Genomic DNA, 16,659 nt, shown 5'->3' with positions numbered 1-16,659 from the left:
CCTACTCGTTGGCCCGATACGTAGGCTCCGAGCGGTCTCGGTCCGCGACCGCCTCGAGCAGCTCCGCCAGCGCGTCGGCCGCGAGCTCGAGTAGCTCTGCGCCCAGTTCGGCGTCTCCCGCCGTCGGATCGCCGACGACGCCGTTTTCGGTAAACGCAGCCGAGTCGTACGCGAGATTCGTTCCGCTCGTCCACGCTCCCCAGCCGTCGCTTGCGCCCTCACGGGCGTCCTCGAGTCGGTCCTCCCGAACGAGGTCGGGATCGATTCGTTTCATCATCGCGGTCTCTAGGGGTCCGCCGTGGCCCATCTCGGTGCCGTGTTCGCCGATCGCGTCGAACCAGGTGAACGGGACGGCGTAGGCGTCGTCGTGACGAGAAATCGTCCCGGCGACCTCCCGGAGCGGGCCGACGTTGCCGCCGTGGCCGTTGACGAGGACGACCCGATCGAACCCGTGGGAGGCCAGACTCTCCACGGCGTCCCGGACGTACGCCCGAAAGGTGTCGGGCGAGACCCACATCGTCCCCGGAAAGTGGCGGTGTTCCTCGGCGACGCCGATCGAAACGGTCGGTGCGACGGCGACCTCGCCGTCGAAGGCGTCGACGCCGGCCTCGGCGACCGCCTCGGCGGCGATCGCGTCCGTTCCGAGCGGGGCGTGTGGCCCGTGCTGTTCCGTACTGCCCACCGGAAGGACTGCGAGGTCGGTCTCGAGTGTCGCCACCTCGGTCCAGGTAGCGCGAGCGAGTTCCATACCGTCGGCGACGGTTCCCGCCGACTTGTAAACGGCGTTCGACGCGACCGAGCCGCCCCGCGAACGCAGGCCCAACCGCTATCTGCTCGTCCGAGTACGACTCCCGTATGAGCGACGAGAACCGCGAACTCGGCGTCGAACTGGGCGACCTCGCCACGCAGCTGCGAGACCACGACTACCCCGCGAGCCAGGACGAACTGCTCTCGGCGTACGGGGATCGAGAGCTCGAGGTAGCCGAGGAGACGACGACGCTCGAGGAACTCATCGGACCGCTGAACGAGGAGGAGTACAGATCATACGACGAAGTCGAGGGGGCGATCATGAACATGGTCGGCGACGAGGCAATCGGGCGCAAGAACTACAGCGACCGGGATTCTCCGGCACTGGGTGAGAGTCGACAGGAAGAGGGCGCACCGGGACAGAAGGGACAGGGCGATCAGGAGTCGTTCTAGTGGCGTTCAAAGCCTGAACTGATGAGTGAAACCGGTCAACCGCACTCGGTTTCACTCATCAGTCGACGCTTGGAACGGTACTAGCCCTAGACGCCGGTCGAGTACCGGAGGATACCCGCGACGCCGCCGAAGGCGTTGTAGAGCTGTTCGCCCTTCTCGAAGTCCGTCGAGATGAACTTCGTTTCGGTCCCTCGCTGTTCGGCGATCTCGATGAGGTGGTCGATGGCGTCCTCGCGGTCGTCCTCGTCGGCTTCGATTTCGGCTCCGCACTCGCTGCAGGTGTGTTCTGGCGTCGACTTGCGACGATCGATCGTCACGTAGTCCGTGTTCGAACAGTCGGGACAGTCGTAGACGACGACGTCCTCGCGCAGGTCTTCGCTGATCAGCAGGCGGTCGACCGATCCCATCACGAGGTTCTGACGGGTCTGCTCGAAGCCGTAGGTCGCGAGATTGCCGGCGTTGAGTTCCTCGAAGAACTCCTCCATCTCCCGTTTGTCTTTCATCACCTCGGCGTCGGCTAAGGCGTCCTCGGCCGCGTCGACGAGGTCGTAGAGGCCGGATTCGTCGGTGTAGGCGACGTCGAACTTGCCGATCACTTTGTCCTGGAGTTCGTGATGGAGGTAGTCGCCGTCTAGGAACTCGTCTTTGGTGGGCGAGGGACCGCCGACGAGGACGCCATCTAAGTCGTGGCGTTCGGGGACGAACAGGTCGTTTGCCATCCCGGCGACCTCCTGGTAGAAGTTGTCGATCGCCTCGAGGCGCAGGCGGGCGAATCGCTGTGCGGACTGGCCACCTTTTCGCTGTTTGCCGGGGACGAGCGAAGAGGCGGATTTGACGGGTTCGACCCGCTTGCCACGGAGCCAGCCGACGTTCGCCTCGCGCCGATCCAGCACGACCAAGCCGTACAGACCCTTGTCGGCGAGCATCTCCTCGAGCGGCTCGGTGAGAAAATCCGAGTCGCAGTGATAGCGGAACGACTCGACGGGTTGGGGCGGGTTCTCGAGTACCTTGGTCACCATCTCGGTCCGACCGCCGCCTGAGTCGACGGCACCCGAGAACAGCACCATACCGTTCTCGGGCGGATAGGTGTCGTAGTACCGGAGCCGGTCTTTGATGCTCGTCAGCGCGTCCTGGACGTTCGTCCGGGTCTGTTTGGACTTGATGTTGGCCGCTTCGCTGTGTTCCTGGGTGACGTGGGCGACGACGTCGCTGACCTGGCGATCCTCGGGCACGTAGATCGTGACCAGCTGTGTCCCCGACCCCTCGTAGCTCTTTAAGTCCTCGATGACCTTCCGAAACTCGTATTTCTTCCGGTCGGAGTGGTCCTGCTCGCCCTCCTGGCTCATCGAGTAAACAAAACGGTGCTGCGTGTAAGTATCCTTTGACACGCCGACTGCAGTGGAGTTTCCGGAATCGGTACGCGTGCAGCGCCGCTCGAGCGAGTCGACACCGCCTGTAAGAAGTTAAGGTGTTCCCGTCACACTGTCCAGACAACGAATATGTCCCAGCAGACGGTGTACGCCATCGCGAGTGGCAAAGGCGGTGTCGGAAAGACGACGGCGACGGTGAACATCGGCACGGCCATCGCACAGGCAGGCGAGCGCGTCGCCGTCGTCGATACCGACCTCGGGATGGCAAACCTCGCCGGGTTCGTCAGTTTGCGTCCAGACTCGCACACCCTCCACGACGTCCTGGCCGGCGAGGTCCCGATCGCGGAGGCGACGTATACGCTCACGGACGACATCGTCGCCGTCCCGAGCGGCACCGACCTCACCGAGTACGCGGCGACTGCGCCGGAGAAACTCCGGGAGGTCGTCGACGGCCTCCGTTCGGAGTTCGACTACGTGTTGCTCGACGTCGGAGCTGGTGTGAGCCACGAGACCGTGTTGCCACTCGGACTCGCCGACGCCGTCGTCCTCGTCTCGACGCCCGAACCCGCAGCCGTCCACGACACGAAAAAGACGATCGAGCTGACCGACCGCGCCGGCGGGACGATCGAAGGGCTCGTCATCAACCGAACCCGACCGGCCTCTGACGTCTCCTATGAAGAGATCGCCGACCGACTCGAGGTGTCCCTGCTCGGAACGGTCCCCGAGGATCCGACCGTCCGTGACAGCGTCTACGCCGGGACGCCACTGGTCGTCTACGACTCCGACAGTCCCGCGGCGACGGCCTACCGACGCCTCGCTGCAGAGCTCGCCGATCTCGAGGTGGCGGTCGCCGACACCGACGACGGTGACGACGACACGACGACGTCTCACGACGAGGTCTCGAGTGCGATCACGGAGGCCGAATCGGATCTCGGCTGATCCTCGAGGCGGGTCCCGCGCCTACATCGACCGCGGGGCCTCGACGCCCAAAAGCGAGAGGGCGTTCGCGATCGTGTGTCGCGAGCCGGCCACGAGCGCGAGTCGTGCGTCTCGAAGCTCGGGGTCGACGTCGTCGGCGAGCACCGGACACTCCCGGTAGAAAGCGTTGAACCGCTCGGCGAACTCGCGGGTGTAGGTCGCGACCCGGTGGGGCTCGAGGTCGTCGGCGGCCGTCTCGACGACGCCCGGGAAGCGAGCGATCGTCTCGAGCAGGTCCCGTTCGGCCTCGGCCTCGAGGACGGTGGCGTCGATGTCCTCGCCGGCCTCGGTCTCGAACGCCGCCTCGGGGTCGAGTCCAGCCTCCTCTAAGATGCCACAGCAGCGAGCGTGGACGTACTGGACGTACGGCGCGGACTGGGCCTCGAAGTCGAGTGCCCGCTCCCACTCGAAGGTGATCGCCTTCGTCGGCTGTTTGGCGACGATGTCGTAACGAACCGCGCCGATGCCGACCTGGTGGGCGATGCGCTCGATGTCGTCCTCCTCGAGTTCGTCGTCGCGGATGCGATCGTCGAGCCGGGTCTCGACCTCCTCGCGGGCGCGGTCGATGGCCTCGTCCAACAGGTCGTCTAAGTCGACACCCGTGCCACGCCGGGTCGACATCTTCCCTTCCGGCAGGTTGACGTACGAATACAGCACCTGCTCGAGGCCGTCGGTGTCGGTGCCGAGCAACTCGAGGGCGGTCCGGAGCTGGCGGGCCTGAAGCTTGTGGTCCTCGCCAAGCACCGTCACGGCGCGGTCGTACTCGTCGAACTTCCACTCGTGGTGGGCCAGGTCGCGGGTGGGATACAGCGAGGTGCCGTCCGACCGGAGGAAGACGAGGTTCTTCTCGATGCCGTGGGCCGAGAGGTCCAGTTGCCAGGCGTCGTCCTCGTAGACGGCCTCGTCGAGCTCCTTGAGGCGGGCGACGAGGTCGTCGGTCGAGCCGTCGAACATGAACCGGGTCTCCTTGACGAACTCGTCGAACTCGGCGGGTAGGCGGGAGAGACAGGCCTGCATCCCGCCGAGCACCTGATCGACGACCTCGCTGACCCGCTCGTAGGTCTCTTCGTCGCCGTCCTCGAGTCCCTGCATGATCGCCTCGATCTCGGCCTCGGCGGCCTCGACCTCGGCCTCGGGGCCGTGCTCGAGGAACTCGTTGCCCGTGCGGTAGTAGCGAACGAGGTCGTAGTCGGCCCGGTCGCGTTCGGGCTCTCCCTCGAGGTCTTCCTCGTCGAAGGTCTCGTAGGCCCAGGTGAACGTCGCGATCTGGCGACCAGCGTCGTTGACGTAGTAGTGACGGGAGACGTCGTAGCCGGCAAACTCGAGGACGTTCGCGACGGCGTCGCCGATGATCGGGTTCCGGGCGCGGCCGACGTGGACCGGTCCCGTCGGGTTCGCGCTCGTGTGTTCGACGACGATCGACTCCTCGCGGTCGGGCAACCGGCCGTACTCGGCGTCGGTGCCGTTTGCGAGCGTCGTCCCGTAATACGTCTCGCTCGGCAGGAAGTTGAGATACGGCCCCTGTGTCTGCACCTCGGACACGTAGGTCAACTCGTCGTCGTCGATCTCCTCGGCCACCTCCGTGGCTGCCTCCGGCGGCGCGACACCGAGTTCGCCGGAAAGCCGGAAGGCGACGCTCGAGGCGAGGACGCTGTCGACGTCCTCGGGTGGCTCTTCGAGCCCGAGGTCGTCGGTCGGGAGTTCCAGGCGAGAGAGCGCCCCCTCGAGGGCGTCTTCGACCTCGCTGCGTAAGGCAAGGAACATACCCGCCCGTATTTCGGCGGGGAGTAAAGGGGTGTCGGGTTCCGACGAGCGCTCCACGTCACGTCACGTGTAGCTTTATGTCGTCGATGAACCACGTACCACGTATGACCGAACCGACTGCGGACGGCGAGTTGCTCGCACACGTCCTCTTGCCGGTCGCACACGAGGCAGACGCCCGCGAGAGCGCACGCGCGCTCTCGCCGTACGACCCTGACCGGGTGACGGTGCTACACGTCGTCGAGAAGGGCGACGGCGTTCCCGACAAGACGCCCGTCGAGAAATCGAGAGAGGTCGCAGCCGAGTCTTATGCCGCCGTCCGGGAGACGTTTCCCGACGCCGACGATCACACCGCCTACGCCAGAGACGTCGTCAGCGCAATCCTCGAGGCAGCAGACGAGGTCGACGCGAGCGCGGTCGCCTACCGACCCCGCGAGGGCGGGCGGATCGTCCGCTTTCTCTCGGGCGATCATTCGCTGAAACTCGTCACGAGAGCCGACCGACCGGTGATCGCGTTACCGACCGCGACGGACGAGACCGACAGCTGATACGTCGTGGGAGATCCTCATACTATCGGCTGTAACTGTGTGACGGTTCTCATACTGTCGGTCATACATACGTAACCCATCCGTGAGAGCGGACGGGCTGACATGCGCTGCAACGCCGGTTCTGGCACACACCAGTTCACCGGTCCACGACCGACAGTATCACTACCCCGTAACGGCGAGGATCGTCACGCCTACGACGGTTCCATCCACCGGTCGATCGCGTCGACGATCCGGTCGACCGCCGTCGACGCCGACAGTTTGTCGGTGTCGATCACGAGGTCGGCGTCTGGCTCGTGAAACTCCCGGTAGATCACGTGAACACCGCTCTCGTCGATCGGCTCCGCCCGGCAACGGTTTCGCTCGAGGCAGGTCTCGAGGCTCGCGGTCACGTAGACGAACCGGACGTCCTCGAGGTCGAGGGTGCGAAACTGGGTCTGCCACTCGCGTTTGTAGACGGTGCCGTCGATCATCACGACGTCAGCGTCGGTGTCGGCGGCGGCGTCAGCGAGCCGGTACAACCGCTCGTAGGTCGGGCTCGAGACGTCCTCGGAGTGAAAGAGTCGGACGTCTATATCCTGCTCGTCGAGGGCGTTCCGGACACCGCGTGCGATCGTCGTCTTGCCCGCAGCCGGTGGTCCACAGACGACGACGATCACGGGTTCAGGTTCACCCCAGGTCCTCGTCGCGTTCTGACTCCCGGAGGATGAACGGTCCCATCGCGAGCGTTCGTTTCGCGACGGTGGCGATCCGGAGGATGAACGCCGTGAAGACGACGAACGGGGCGATGCCGACGACGAACCCGGCGCTTGTCACCCAGACGAGGTTGTCGACGCCGGCCGTCGTTCCGGGAAGTGCGCCCGCGTCGACGTACATGATCATCGTCGCCATCACCGCGAGTGCAGGAACCGAGATATAGAGTAGCGCCCGCGAGAGGTTGATCAGTTCCCACTGGAAGTAAAGCGTCTTGAAGTGCTCTCGAGCGGGACCGAAAAGCTGCAACGTCTCGATCGTCCCCTCGAGCTCCTCGTGTGCGTCGTCCGAGAGCGCTTCAGCGTAGTCGGCCTGGAGCTTACGTGCGTCGTAGATCTTCCGGGAGTAGTTGAACGCGAGCGCGTTCCAGATTACCTCGAACGTTCCGAACTGGGCGTCCTCGAGGTTCCCCTCGACGACCCGGGCGTTCTCGGCGAGGTCGTCGACGTAGGCCCCGACGGCCGATCGTGCGTCCTCGTCGACGCCGGCGTCGACCGTCGCCGCGAGCTGATTGGCCTGTGTCCGGATACCACTGACGAGTTCGTGGAGAAACGCCGCGGGTTCGGGTGGGGTAACCGCCGTGTCGATCGCGTTCTCGACGTTCTGTCGAAACGCCATCGACTGTTGCATCCGCTCTCGCTGGTCGCCGACGGCGCCGAGTTCCTGGGAGAGGACGAGCTGGTTGATGGTGACGACGATCGAGGTGCCCGTGATGATCGCGCCGATGAACGCCGAGAAGAGAAACTCGAGGCCGTCCTGGGCCTCGACGATCCGTCGCAACGGGGAGAGTCCGACCTGGCTCAATGCGACGAGTGCGACGAATACGGCCGCCAGTACGGCCGCCGTGAACAGCCAGCGATTCACGCGGAGCAACAGGTACGACCAGCGACCGCTCGGTCTGCCCCGTTCGCTCGTCGTGTCGCCGCCGGGATCCGGCTCCGAATCGACCATCGGTCGTCCACGACAACGACGCCGGTCGGTAAAAGCCCCTGCCCGTTCGCCGGATGCGATTCCGTTCCGCTCACTCCTCGAGCGCCGGTTCGAGCGGCGAGTCCGCGACGGCGTCGACGACGGCGTCGGGGTCGACGGCGAGTGCGTAGGCGGGTCGGCCCTTCCCGACGGGTGAGGTCGACTCCGGCTCGGTCTCCTCGACCAGTCCTGCCGACTCGAGAGTGTAAAGCGAGCGCATGACGTCAGGTTCGGCGACGCTGCCGACGACCGCTTCAGACTCGTCTGGAAGCTGTTTCCGACAGATCTCACGGAGGTCGTGAGTCTGTGCCGGCGTCTCCCCGCGCTGGCGTAACTCGGTCAGACCGAGCAAGACGAGCCGGTCGGTCAGCGACGTCGACTCGAGATCTGTTCGATCCGTCATACATGATCGTTCATTGACGATCTGTAAGTTCTTTCGGTTCACCGATCGGCAGACGCCATCGAGTGTCGTAATACGAGTCGATCGCCTGGCGAACCTGCGCGACAGCTCGTAGGATCGGTGTTACACCAGGTGACCCCGAGCGGGGCTCATACTGTCGGTCATGGACCGGTGAACTGGTGTCCGGTTGATCCGGCCGTTGACCGTGTGTCTGGCCGTGCTGTCACCAGCCGTGTTCACGTCGGTATGACCGACAGTATCACTGTTCTTCTTCTCGAAGCTCGGATAGCTCTGCTTCGACGTCCTCGTCGAGTTCGTCCTCGAGGTCGTCGGTTTCGGTCTCTCCTTCGCTCTCACCCATCTCGGCTTTGAGCGTCTCGAGTTCGGCCTCGACGCCGCTTCCGGCCGACAGCTCCTCGAGTTCGCGATCGATCCGGTCTTTATCGGAGAGAACGTCCTCGAACGCACCCGACTGGTGGAGTTCGTCGAGCGCAGCGGCACGAGCTTCCATGTCCTCGGTTTTCTCCTCGGCGCGGTCGATCGCGCGGCCGACGTCCTCGAACTCCTCGCCCGTGGCCGTCATCGCCTCCGAAACCGTCGAACTCGCCTCGGCGGCCTCGTAGCGGGCTTTCATCGTCTCTTTCTTGGTGCGGAACTCCTCGATGCGGCTCTGGAGTTCGTTTTTCTGCTCGATGAGCTGATCCTGCTGGTCCTGTAACTCCGCGATCTGGCGTTCCAGGTCCTCGATCTGGCTCATCTTCGTCTTTTTCTTCTCTAAGGCCTGTCGCGCGAGGTCCTCGCGGTCTTGCTTGACGGCCGTGCGAGCCTGCTCGTTGTGTTTCTCGACGTTCTCCTCGAGGCGGCGTTTCTGCATCTCGAGGCGTTTTTTCTGCGTCGTGAGATCGGCGATGCCGCGTTTGACCTGCTGGAGCTGGTCGCGCATCTGCTCGTAGGAGTAATCGAGCGTCTCCGTCGGGTCCTCGGCCCGGTTGAGCACCGAGTTGATCTTCGACCGGATGACGTACGAAGTCCGAGAGAGGATGCCCATACGAGTACCGTGGGCCTCGGAGCCCTTAAAAACCTCACATCGGCAACACGCGCCGAAACGACGGATCGGAATCGGCCGACGCGGACGATTCTACGGATTGCTGTAACCATTTACCGGGGCAACCGCAAGACGAGTCGCGGTTGCCCCGGAAAGGACGTACAGCAGTCAGTATCATAGTGGTCGAGAACGAACCGGACGGCGTGACCGACGTACCGATTCCCGGCGGGCGCGACGTCCGGGGGACGCTCGAGACGCCCGAGACGCCCGAGGAGACGGACGCGATCGTCGTCGCCTGTCCCCCCCATCCCCGACACGGCGGCCACCGCGGCGACCGCCGGCTCCTCGCGGTCGCCGAGGCGCTTCTCGAGCGCGACGTTGCTTCCCTCAGATTCGACTACGGCCCGTGGGACGAGGGCTACGGCGAACGCGAGGACGTTCGGAACGCGATTCGCTGGGCGAGCGACCGGCACGACCACGTGGGTGTCTTCGGCTACAGTTTCGGCGCGTCCCAGGCGATCCTCGCGAGTGCGACCGTCGACAGGCCGGTCGAGGGAGTCACAGCACTCGCACCGACTGCGAGCCTCGGCGAGAGCCTCGCGGTCGTCCCCGCGCTCGGCGAACTCGACTGTCCCGTCCAGGTGTTGTACGGCGAACGCGACACGACCGCCGACTGGGAACCGATCACCGAGCGAGCGCGCGAACTCGGTTACGAGACGGTCGCGCTGTCGGGCGATCACTTCTTCGTCGGCCAGCAAGAGACGATCGCCGACGAGGTCGCGTCGTTCCTGGCGGACGCACTCGAGTGACTATGAAACGACACCCAAGCGTTATTTCACGCGTCGTGGTGGCGTTCCTATGGCGGCCTCTCACCCGAACGTCCTTCTCGTGCACTGTCACGATCTGGGACAGTATCTCGGCTGTTACGGCGTCGACGTCGAAACGCCGCGGATCGACGAGCTCGCGAACGAGGGTGCGCTGTTCGAGAATCACTTCGTTACCGCGCCACAGTGTTCGCCCTCGCGGGGGAGTCTGCTGACGGGCCGGTATCCTCACATCAACGGGCTGATGGGGCTCGCACACGGAAACTGGGAACTCGACGAGGGCGAACGGATCCTGCCGCAGTACCTGAGCGACGCGGGTTACGAGACACACCTCTTCGGACTCCAGCACGTCACGGGCGACACCGACCGGCTCGGCTTCGATCACGTCCACTCCGAAGGAAACCTCTACCCCGGCGTCTCGCCCGAAGTTCACCAGGTCAACCGGGCACGAAACGTCTCAGACGTCGTCGCGACGTTCCTCGAGAAGGAGGCCTACGACGCGCCGTTTTTCGCCTCGGTCGGCTTCTTCGAGTGTCACCGCGTCGAGGAGGAAAACGGCCGGTTCGGCTTCGACGCCGACTTCTACGATTCCGACGATCCCGACGAGGTGCGCCCGCTGCCGTATCTGCCCGACCGGCGGGGTATCCGACGTGATCTTGGGGAGTTTCGGGGCATGGTGTCGGCGCTCGACGACGGCGTCGGGACGATCCTCGACGCGCTGGCAGCGGCCGACCTCGAGTCGGAGACGATCGTCGTCTTCACCACCGAACACGGCATCGCCTTCCCCCGGGCGAAAGGCAGTCCCTACGATGCGGGCATCGAGGCGGTATTGCTCGTCCGGTGGCCCGGGGTCGTCGACGACGGCGTCCGATACGACGAACTCGTGAGCAACGTCGACGTGTTGCCGACGCTGCTCGAGTGTCTCGACATCGACGTCCCCGACGACCTGAACGGTCGGAGCTTCCATCCGTTGCTGGTCGACGACGGCTACGACGAGCGCGACCGCGTGTTCGCGGAGATGACTTGGCACGACATGTACAACCCGGTCCGGGCGATCCGCACCGACCGCTACAAGTACGTGAGAAATCTCTGGCACCTGCCGACGGTATACCTCTCTACTGACATCTTCGCGAGCGAGGCCGGTCGCGAGGTGCGTGAATCCTACGGTGTGCCGCTTCGTCCCGCCGAGGAGCTGTACGACCTCGAGGCCGATCCCCAGGAGTCCGACAACGTGGTCTACGAGCCCGGCTACCAGGACGTCCGCATCGACCTCTCACGACAGCTCCGGGAGTGGATGGAGACGACCGACGATCCGTTACTCGACGGCCCCGTCCCGCCCGCCGACTACGACGAGATCACGACGTGGCCACACGAAGAGGAGGCGACGGGCGAACCGGGATGAAATGTGCGTGGGTTGCCCGGCAGTATAAGTCGCCATGTGTGCTACAACTTGTAGCATGAATTACAAGGAGTTCGTCGGACAGGTCCAGCACAGACTCGAACTCGGTACGTTCGGCGAGGCCGTCCGGGCGACGCGGGCAACGCTTACGACGCTTGGCGAACGGCTCCACGAGGGGGAGGCGACCGACCTCGCGAGTCCGCTCCCGATGGAGATCGACCGCTATCTCACCGAGCACGAGGGCGTCACGCGATTTGACTACGACGAGTTCCTCGATCGCGTCGCCGACCGCGAGGGCGTCGACCGCGCGGACGCGAACCACCACGCCCAGCAGATCGTCGCCGTCGTCGCCGAGGTCGTTCCGCCGGGCAACCTCGAGAAGGTCCGCAACGGGCTGCCCGAGGAGTACGACGCGCTGTTCGAGGTCGTCGATCACGAAGCCGACGCGTAGCGACCGACTGCCGTCGGGTCCGAGTCCGGGACCGGGGATCGTTTTAGGACGACCCGCGACGTAGCCACGCCCGTGACCGAGTGTATCTTCTACGGCGGGAAAGGCGGCGTCGGCAAGACCACGTGTGCGGCCGCCACCGGACTGGCACTCGCCGACGCCGGTCGGGAGACGCTCGTCGTCTCGACCGATCCCGCTCACTCGCTGTCGGACGCCTTCGAGATCGACCTCGGCTCCGATCCCAGTCGGATCCGTCCCGGCCTCCAGGCCGTCGAAATCGATACCGACTCACGCGCCGATCGATACGAGCGGATCGCGACCGCGCTCGCTTCCGACCTCCGGTCGGCCGGCATCCGACTCGCCGACGAGGACGTCGAACGAATCTTCGCCGCGGGTACGCCCGCGGGCGGCGACGAACTGGCCGCCCTCGACCTGCTGGTCGAGTACGTCGACGCCGACGCGTGGGAGGTCGTCGTCTTCGACACCGCACCCACCGGTCACACGCTTCGACTGTTCGACCTGCCCGACGTGATGGGTCGCACCCTCGAGACGACCCGCTCGTTGCGGGGCCAGGTCCGGCGGATCGGCGACACCGCCCGACGGATGACGCTTGGCCCCCTGTCGTACGTCTCCGGTCGGGACGACGACGCGGACGACCTCGAACATCTCCAGGCCCGGATGGAACGAGCCCGCGCGCTCATGGTCGATCCCGACCGCACCGAGTTCCGGATCGTCACCGTCCCCGAACGGATGGCGATTGCCGAATCCGAACGTTTACTCGAGCGACTGCGCGAGGCCAGCGTGTCGGTCCGGACGATCGTCGTCAACCGCGTCCTTGAGGACCCGGGCGAGGACTGTTCGCGCTGTCGCTCGCGCACGAAACGCCACGAGCGACGCGTCGCCGAGATCCGCGAGACGGTTCCCGACCTCGAGGTCGTGACCCTGCCCGAAACCGAACGCGAAGTCCACGGCCTCGAGACGCTGTCCGTGATCTCCGATCGACTTCCTGTCTCGCTCTCGTCCGAGCCGTAACCCGAGTCCGTCAGGCCGTCAGCGCTACCGCTGTCTCGACGGCGTCGACCGCGGTCTCGCCGAGCACGTACGTGATCGGTTCGATCCCGAACGCACCGTCGTGATAGAGCACGCGCGGGACGTCCGACTCGGAAAACAGCGACCGGAGTCGCTCGTGTCGGTCCTCGTAGTCCGGGTCGAACTCGAGGGGGTCGAGACCGCGCTCGCGGGCGGCCTCGAGCAGCGAGTCGGACGTAGCGAGGTTGATCCCAGCCCGGACGGACGGGTCGATGGCTGCGGCCGCGAGCACGGTCGTCGCGACGTGCTGGGAGGCCCCGAACTCGGGGTTTGCCGGAACGTTGAGCTGGCCCCGCATCGCGTGGATGCGGCCGGGAACCGCCGCGACGTCGGTCGCGTCCGCGGCGTCGGGCAGCGCCATCGCGACGTTCGTCCCCACGTTCGGGACGTGATCGACGATCGCCGGCGCGTTCGAGATCGTCCGAACCGCCCGGCGGACGTTCTCGAGGACGTCCCGTTCGGCCTGGAGCCGCCTGTCCTGGCCGCGCACACAGAGGTCACAGCCCAGTCCCTGGAGAGCCGGCATCTCCTCTTCGTGGACGGCACAGATCGGTCCCCGGTCCTCGAAGGCCCGGATCATCGCGAGCAGTTCGGCGAGCGCCTCGTAGTCGTCCATCGTCCCGTCGGCGAAGCCGTCGGCGATCCGCTCGACGGTCTCCTGGAGCCGACGCTCCCGCGCGAAGCGGTCGTCGCCGGTCCGATCGCCGCTTAAGTACTGGCTTACGGCCGCCTGCGAGACGCCGAGGCGGTCGGCGATCTCGCGCTGGGTGAACCCTCGCTGCTCGAGCGCGACGGCCAGACTCGAGCGAATCGTCGGCAGGACCCGTTCGACGACGATCTCGCTGGGGAGTTGTACCGTCACGCCGACCACCCTCCGTGAGCGCACATGTCCGGTGGTGCGGGCGGACGGAACTTATCGGTCCCGGACGCCGTCTTCCGGCGGCTCGAGTCGCTGTGCCCTCGCCCGGTAGCGTCGGTAGACGGCGTCACCCCACTCGCAGGCGGCGTCCGAGTCGTTCCGGACGACGACGTCGCCGACGTCGCTCGTGAACACGAGCACCGTCTCGGACTGCGACGGCGTATCGAGGCGAACGAGCCCGTACGGGACCGACGAGACCGTATAGAAGTCGAAACCGCCGTCGAGGACGTCACGGACCTGGTCCGGATGACGCTCGAGCAGAAACGTGACGAGATCGTCGGCGAGAACGAGCTCACCTGTCAGCGAGCCCTCGACGGTGCGCTCGTAGAGTCGCGTCCGGATCTGTGGGATCCGTTCCGTCCCGTCGAACCCGCGAAACCGATCGGCGTCGTCGATCCGCTCGAGGAGGTGTGCGAGCGGTTCGTGTGGCGCGTGTGGCTCCGGTTCGTGGACGGTCGCCCCCTCGAGCACGCTGGGAGAAAGCGGCACAGTCTGTGGAACCGTCCCGAGATACTCGCCAAGCCCCGCGATTGCCTCGAGTCGGTCCCGGCTCCGGCGGTACTCCTCGAGTGCGAGCCGGCCCACGATCGTGAGCCGGTACGCGTCATCGACGCGCTCGACCAGCGCGAGCGTCTCGAGTTCGCGGATCGCCCGGTCGACCGTCGACCGCGAGCACTCGAGCTCCCCGACGAGCGCTCGTTTGTCCCGTGGCCCGTCCTCGAGAGACGAGAGAAACGACACCCGGCTGTCGATCGTCCCGAGTAGCGAGCTACCTGCGTCTGGAGGACGGACGGTCATACTCTCTCGGACGATGTTCAGCCCTGATAGCAAAAAGTGTTCTTGCCGAACTCCGTTAATCGTCGAGGTCGGTTCGTGCCTGCCGACGCTTCGCGCGTTCGATGAACTCCTGGGGAAGGTCGTCGATCTCGCCGGCCTGGACGCCCCAGAGGTGGGCGTAGAGTCCGTCGTTTGCGAGCAGTTCCTCGTGGGTTCCACGCTCGACGATCCGCCCGTCCTCTAAGACGGCGATGGTGTCTGCGTCTTTGATCGTCGAGAGCCGGTGTGCGATCGCGAAGGTGGTTCGATCGGCCGCGAGTTCGTCGAGAGAACGCTGGATGAGCAGCTCCGTCTCGGTGTCGACGTCGCTGGTTGCCTCGTCTAAGACGAGGACGTCGGGATCTTTGAGGATCGCTCTGGCGATGGAGATCCGCTGGCGCTGGCCGCCCGAGAGCTTGACGCCGCGTTCGCCGACCTCGGTATCGTAGCCGTCGGGCAGGTTCGCGATGAACTCGTGGGCCTGTGCCATCTTCGCGGCCTCGACGACGTCCTCGCGATCGGCCTCGAACGAGCCGTACGCGATGTTCTCTGCGACGGTACCGTAGAACAGAAACGTGTCCTGGCTGACGTAGCCGAGCGACTCCCGGAGACTCCGCAGGTTCACCTCGCGGACGTCCTGGCCGTCGATCCGGATCGCTCCCTCGTCGACGTCGTACAGCCGGAGCAGGAGTTTCAGAACCGTCGACTTCCCCGCCCCAGTTGGACCGACGAGCGCGAGCGTCTCGCCGCCGTCGACGGTGAACTCGACGTCCTCGAGAATCGGGCTGGTCTCGGACCCGGCGTCGGTCTCCTCGCTCCCGTTCGAACGCTCGTCGTCTCCGTCGTCCTCGTAGTCGAAGGTGACGTCGTCGTACGCCACCCGGCCACGGGTGACCTCGAGGTCTGGGGCGTTCGGATCGGCCGCGACGCGGTTGGGTTCGTCCATCAGGCCGAAGATGCGCGCGCTCGAGGCGCGGGCTCGCTGGTACATATTGATTATCTGTCCGAACTGGGCCATCGGCCAGATGAAACGCTGGGTGTAGAGGACGAAGACGACGAACATACCGGCGCTGAGTTCGCCGGTGAACGGGCCGGGTGCGCCGTCGACGACCCAGAGCCCGCCGACGACGAACGTGAGCACGAACCCGAATCCGGCGAGGACGCGCAGGGCCGGGAAGAACTTGATTCGCGTACGGATAGCAGACCAGTTGGCGTCGAAGTACTTCCGGGAGACGTCCTCGACCCGGTCCGACTCGTAGCCCTCGGTCGTGCTCGATTTGATCACCGCGATACCGCCGAGGTTGTTCTCGAGTCGGGAGTTGACCGACCCGACCGTCGAGCGCACCGTGGCGTACTTGGGCTGGATGATCTTGATGAACAGGTAGGTGAACACCGCGATCAGCGGAACGGGAAAGAGTGCGACGAGCGCGAGCTGCCAGTTGATCGCGACGAGCAAGACACCGATCCCGACGACCATCACGAGCATCCGAAACAGCGAGTTCATCCCGTCGTTGAGAAACTTCTCTAGGCGGTTGACGTCGTTCGACAGGATCGACATCATCTCGCCGGTTTGCTTGTCGGCGAAAAACCCCATGTCCAGTCGCTGCATCTGATCGTAGGTGTCGGTCCGGACGTCGTGTTGGACGTTCTGGGCGAAGGCGTTGAACCCCCAGTTGCGGACCCAGTGAAACGCGGCCCCGAACAGAAACGCGCCGGCGACGATCGCGATCGTCAGCCAGAACTGTGCCATCCGGCCGTCCGGCACGTACGGCGCGACGAGCCCGCCCCCGATGGGGAACGACTCGGCGTAGCCCGCCTCCTGTAAGATCACGGCGTCGATCGCGACGCCGAGCATCAACGGCGGGAGCAGATCGAGGACCCGGGCTGTGACGCTCGCGAGGACACCGACGATCGAGTACGAAGCGTAGGCGCGTCCGTACTCGAGAAACAGCCGTTTCATCGGGTTCTCGATCTCCGCTCGCTGCGTCTCGAACGGATCGTCTTTCTCCCAGTCGACGCCGCTCATTGTGCCGGTTGAATGGCCTGCCGGCAATAAGCGTTCCCTACGATTCGAACTATTGATAGAACTGATGGATCCCGTGGTCGGTGGCGGCGGTCGGGCGGTTCGGCGGTTCACGAGTAT

General features: G+C 65.2%; 17 protein-coding genes. 7 read left to right on the top strand and 10 right to left on the bottom strand.

Annotated features, from left to right (window positions below; genetic code table 11):
* Window position 1: 1 nt before the first annotated feature.
* Window positions 2–748, bottom strand: a complete 747-nt coding sequence (locus tag QQ977_RS06750; protein WP_285928365.1) for a creatininase family protein — start codon at window positions 746–748, stop codon at window positions 2–4.
* A gap of 107 nt (window positions 749–855) precedes the next feature.
* On the opposite strand from QQ977_RS06750, the gene QQ977_RS06745 reads away from it, so the two are divergent.
* A complete protein-coding gene (locus tag QQ977_RS06745) occupies window positions 856–1,200 on the top strand; it encodes a DUF5789 family protein (protein ID WP_285928364.1) in 345 nt (114 codons plus the stop codon).
* A gap of 86 nt (window positions 1,201–1,286) precedes the next feature.
* Here the strand turns inward: QQ977_RS06745 and prf1 are convergent, their stop codons facing one another.
* Window positions 1,287–2,546: a peptide chain release factor aRF-1 gene (prf1, locus tag QQ977_RS06740; RefSeq protein ID WP_285928362.1), complete on the bottom strand. Its 1,260-nt coding sequence runs from the start codon at window positions 2,544–2,546 to the stop codon at window positions 1,287–1,289.
* Window positions 2,547–2,699: 153 nt separating this feature from the next.
* On the opposite strand from prf1, the gene minD reads away from it, so the two are divergent.
* Window positions 2,700–3,509 (top strand): cell division ATPase MinD, encoded by an 810-nt coding sequence (minD, locus tag QQ977_RS06735; protein WP_285928361.1) that lies wholly within the window; start codon window positions 2,700–2,702, stop codon window positions 3,507–3,509.
* Between the two features lie 21 nt (window positions 3,510–3,530).
* Here minD and argS read toward each other — a convergent pair whose 3' ends face one another.
* On the bottom strand, window positions 3,531–5,312 hold the full coding sequence (gene argS / locus QQ977_RS06730) for an arginine--tRNA ligase (RefSeq protein ID WP_285928360.1): 1,782 nt from the start codon (window positions 5,310–5,312) through the stop codon (window positions 3,531–3,533).
* Window positions 5,313–5,416: 104 nt separating this feature from the next.
* Here argS and QQ977_RS06725 point away from each other — a divergent pair, with 104 nt between their 5' ends.
* Complete coding sequence (locus QQ977_RS06725) at window positions 5,417–5,857, top strand: universal stress protein (RefSeq protein ID WP_285928359.1); 441 nt, start codon at window positions 5,417–5,419, stop codon at window positions 5,855–5,857.
* Between the two features lie 191 nt (window positions 5,858–6,048).
* Here the strand turns inward: QQ977_RS06725 and QQ977_RS06720 are convergent, their stop codons facing one another.
* The 4 genes from QQ977_RS06720 to QQ977_RS06705 all read right to left on the bottom strand — a co-directional run bounded on the left by QQ977_RS06720 (window position 6,049) and on the right by QQ977_RS06705 (window position 9,024).
* Complete coding sequence (locus tag QQ977_RS06720) at window positions 6,049–6,513, bottom strand: AAA family ATPase (protein ID WP_285928358.1); 465 nt, start codon at window positions 6,511–6,513, stop codon at window positions 6,049–6,051.
* 10 nt (window positions 6,514–6,523) lie between these two features.
* The gene (locus QQ977_RS06715; RefSeq protein ID WP_285928357.1) at window positions 6,524–7,558 is read right to left on the bottom strand and encodes a hypothetical protein; all 1,035 of its coding nucleotides are present in this window, start codon (window positions 7,556–7,558) and stop codon (window positions 6,524–6,526) included.
* Window positions 7,559–7,628: 70 nt separating this feature from the next.
* Window positions 7,629–7,979 carry a hypothetical protein gene (locus tag QQ977_RS06710; RefSeq protein WP_285928356.1) on the bottom strand — a complete coding sequence of 117 codons (351 nt, stop codon included), beginning with the start codon at window positions 7,977–7,979 and terminating at the stop codon, window positions 7,629–7,631.
* 256 nt (window positions 7,980–8,235) lie between these two features.
* Window positions 8,236–9,024 carry a PspA/IM30 family protein gene (locus QQ977_RS06705; RefSeq protein WP_285928355.1) on the bottom strand — a complete coding sequence of 263 codons (789 nt, stop codon included), beginning with the start codon at window positions 9,022–9,024 and terminating at the stop codon, window positions 8,236–8,238.
* A 200-nt stretch (window positions 9,025–9,224) separates the two neighbouring features.
* Here QQ977_RS06705 and QQ977_RS06700 point away from each other — a divergent pair, with 200 nt between their 5' ends.
* The 4 genes from QQ977_RS06700 (at window position 9,225) to QQ977_RS06685 (ending at window position 12,724) form a co-directional block, all read left to right on the top strand.
* Complete coding sequence (locus QQ977_RS06700; protein WP_285928353.1) at window positions 9,225–9,830, top strand: alpha/beta hydrolase; 606 nt, start codon at window positions 9,225–9,227, stop codon at window positions 9,828–9,830.
* A 49-nt stretch (window positions 9,831–9,879) separates the two neighbouring features.
* The gene (locus QQ977_RS06695) at window positions 9,880–11,247 is read left to right on the top strand and encodes a sulfatase family protein (RefSeq protein ID WP_285928352.1); all 1,368 of its coding nucleotides are present in this window, start codon (window positions 9,880–9,882) and stop codon (window positions 11,245–11,247) included.
* Window positions 11,248–11,302: 55 nt separating this feature from the next.
* Window positions 11,303–11,695 (top strand): DUF2267 domain-containing protein, encoded by a 393-nt coding sequence (locus QQ977_RS06690; RefSeq protein ID WP_285928350.1) that lies wholly within the window; start codon window positions 11,303–11,305, stop codon window positions 11,693–11,695.
* A 72-nt stretch (window positions 11,696–11,767) separates the two neighbouring features.
* Window positions 11,768–12,724 carry an ArsA family ATPase gene (locus tag QQ977_RS06685; RefSeq protein WP_285928348.1) on the top strand — a complete coding sequence of 319 codons (957 nt, stop codon included), beginning with the start codon at window positions 11,768–11,770 and terminating at the stop codon, window positions 12,722–12,724.
* Between the two features lie 10 nt (window positions 12,725–12,734).
* Here QQ977_RS06685 and QQ977_RS06680 read toward each other — a convergent pair whose 3' ends face one another.
* The 3 genes from QQ977_RS06680 to QQ977_RS06670 are packed head-to-tail and all read right to left on the bottom strand — an operon-like array spanning window position 12,735 to window position 16,542.
* Window positions 12,735–13,643, bottom strand: a complete 909-nt coding sequence (locus QQ977_RS06680) for a thiamine-phosphate synthase family protein (RefSeq protein WP_285928346.1) — start codon at window positions 13,641–13,643, stop codon at window positions 12,735–12,737.
* Between the two features lie 51 nt (window positions 13,644–13,694).
* Window positions 13,695–14,498 (bottom strand): helix-turn-helix transcriptional regulator, encoded by an 804-nt coding sequence (locus QQ977_RS06675; protein ID WP_285928344.1) that lies wholly within the window; start codon window positions 14,496–14,498, stop codon window positions 13,695–13,697.
* A gap of 55 nt (window positions 14,499–14,553) precedes the next feature.
* The gene (locus QQ977_RS06670) at window positions 14,554–16,542 is read right to left on the bottom strand and encodes an ABC transporter ATP-binding protein (RefSeq protein ID WP_285928342.1); all 1,989 of its coding nucleotides are present in this window, start codon (window positions 16,540–16,542) and stop codon (window positions 14,554–14,556) included.
* Window positions 16,543–16,659: the final 117 nt, after the last annotated feature.

This window comes from Natrialbaceae archaeon AArc-T1-2, assembly GCF_030273315.1.
Taxonomy (GTDB): domain Archaea; phylum Halobacteriota; class Halobacteria; order Halobacteriales; family Natrialbaceae; genus Tc-Br11-E2g1.
The sequence above is the reverse complement of the archived record's forward strand: the minus strand, read 5'-3'. Positions and strand labels throughout refer to the sequence as shown.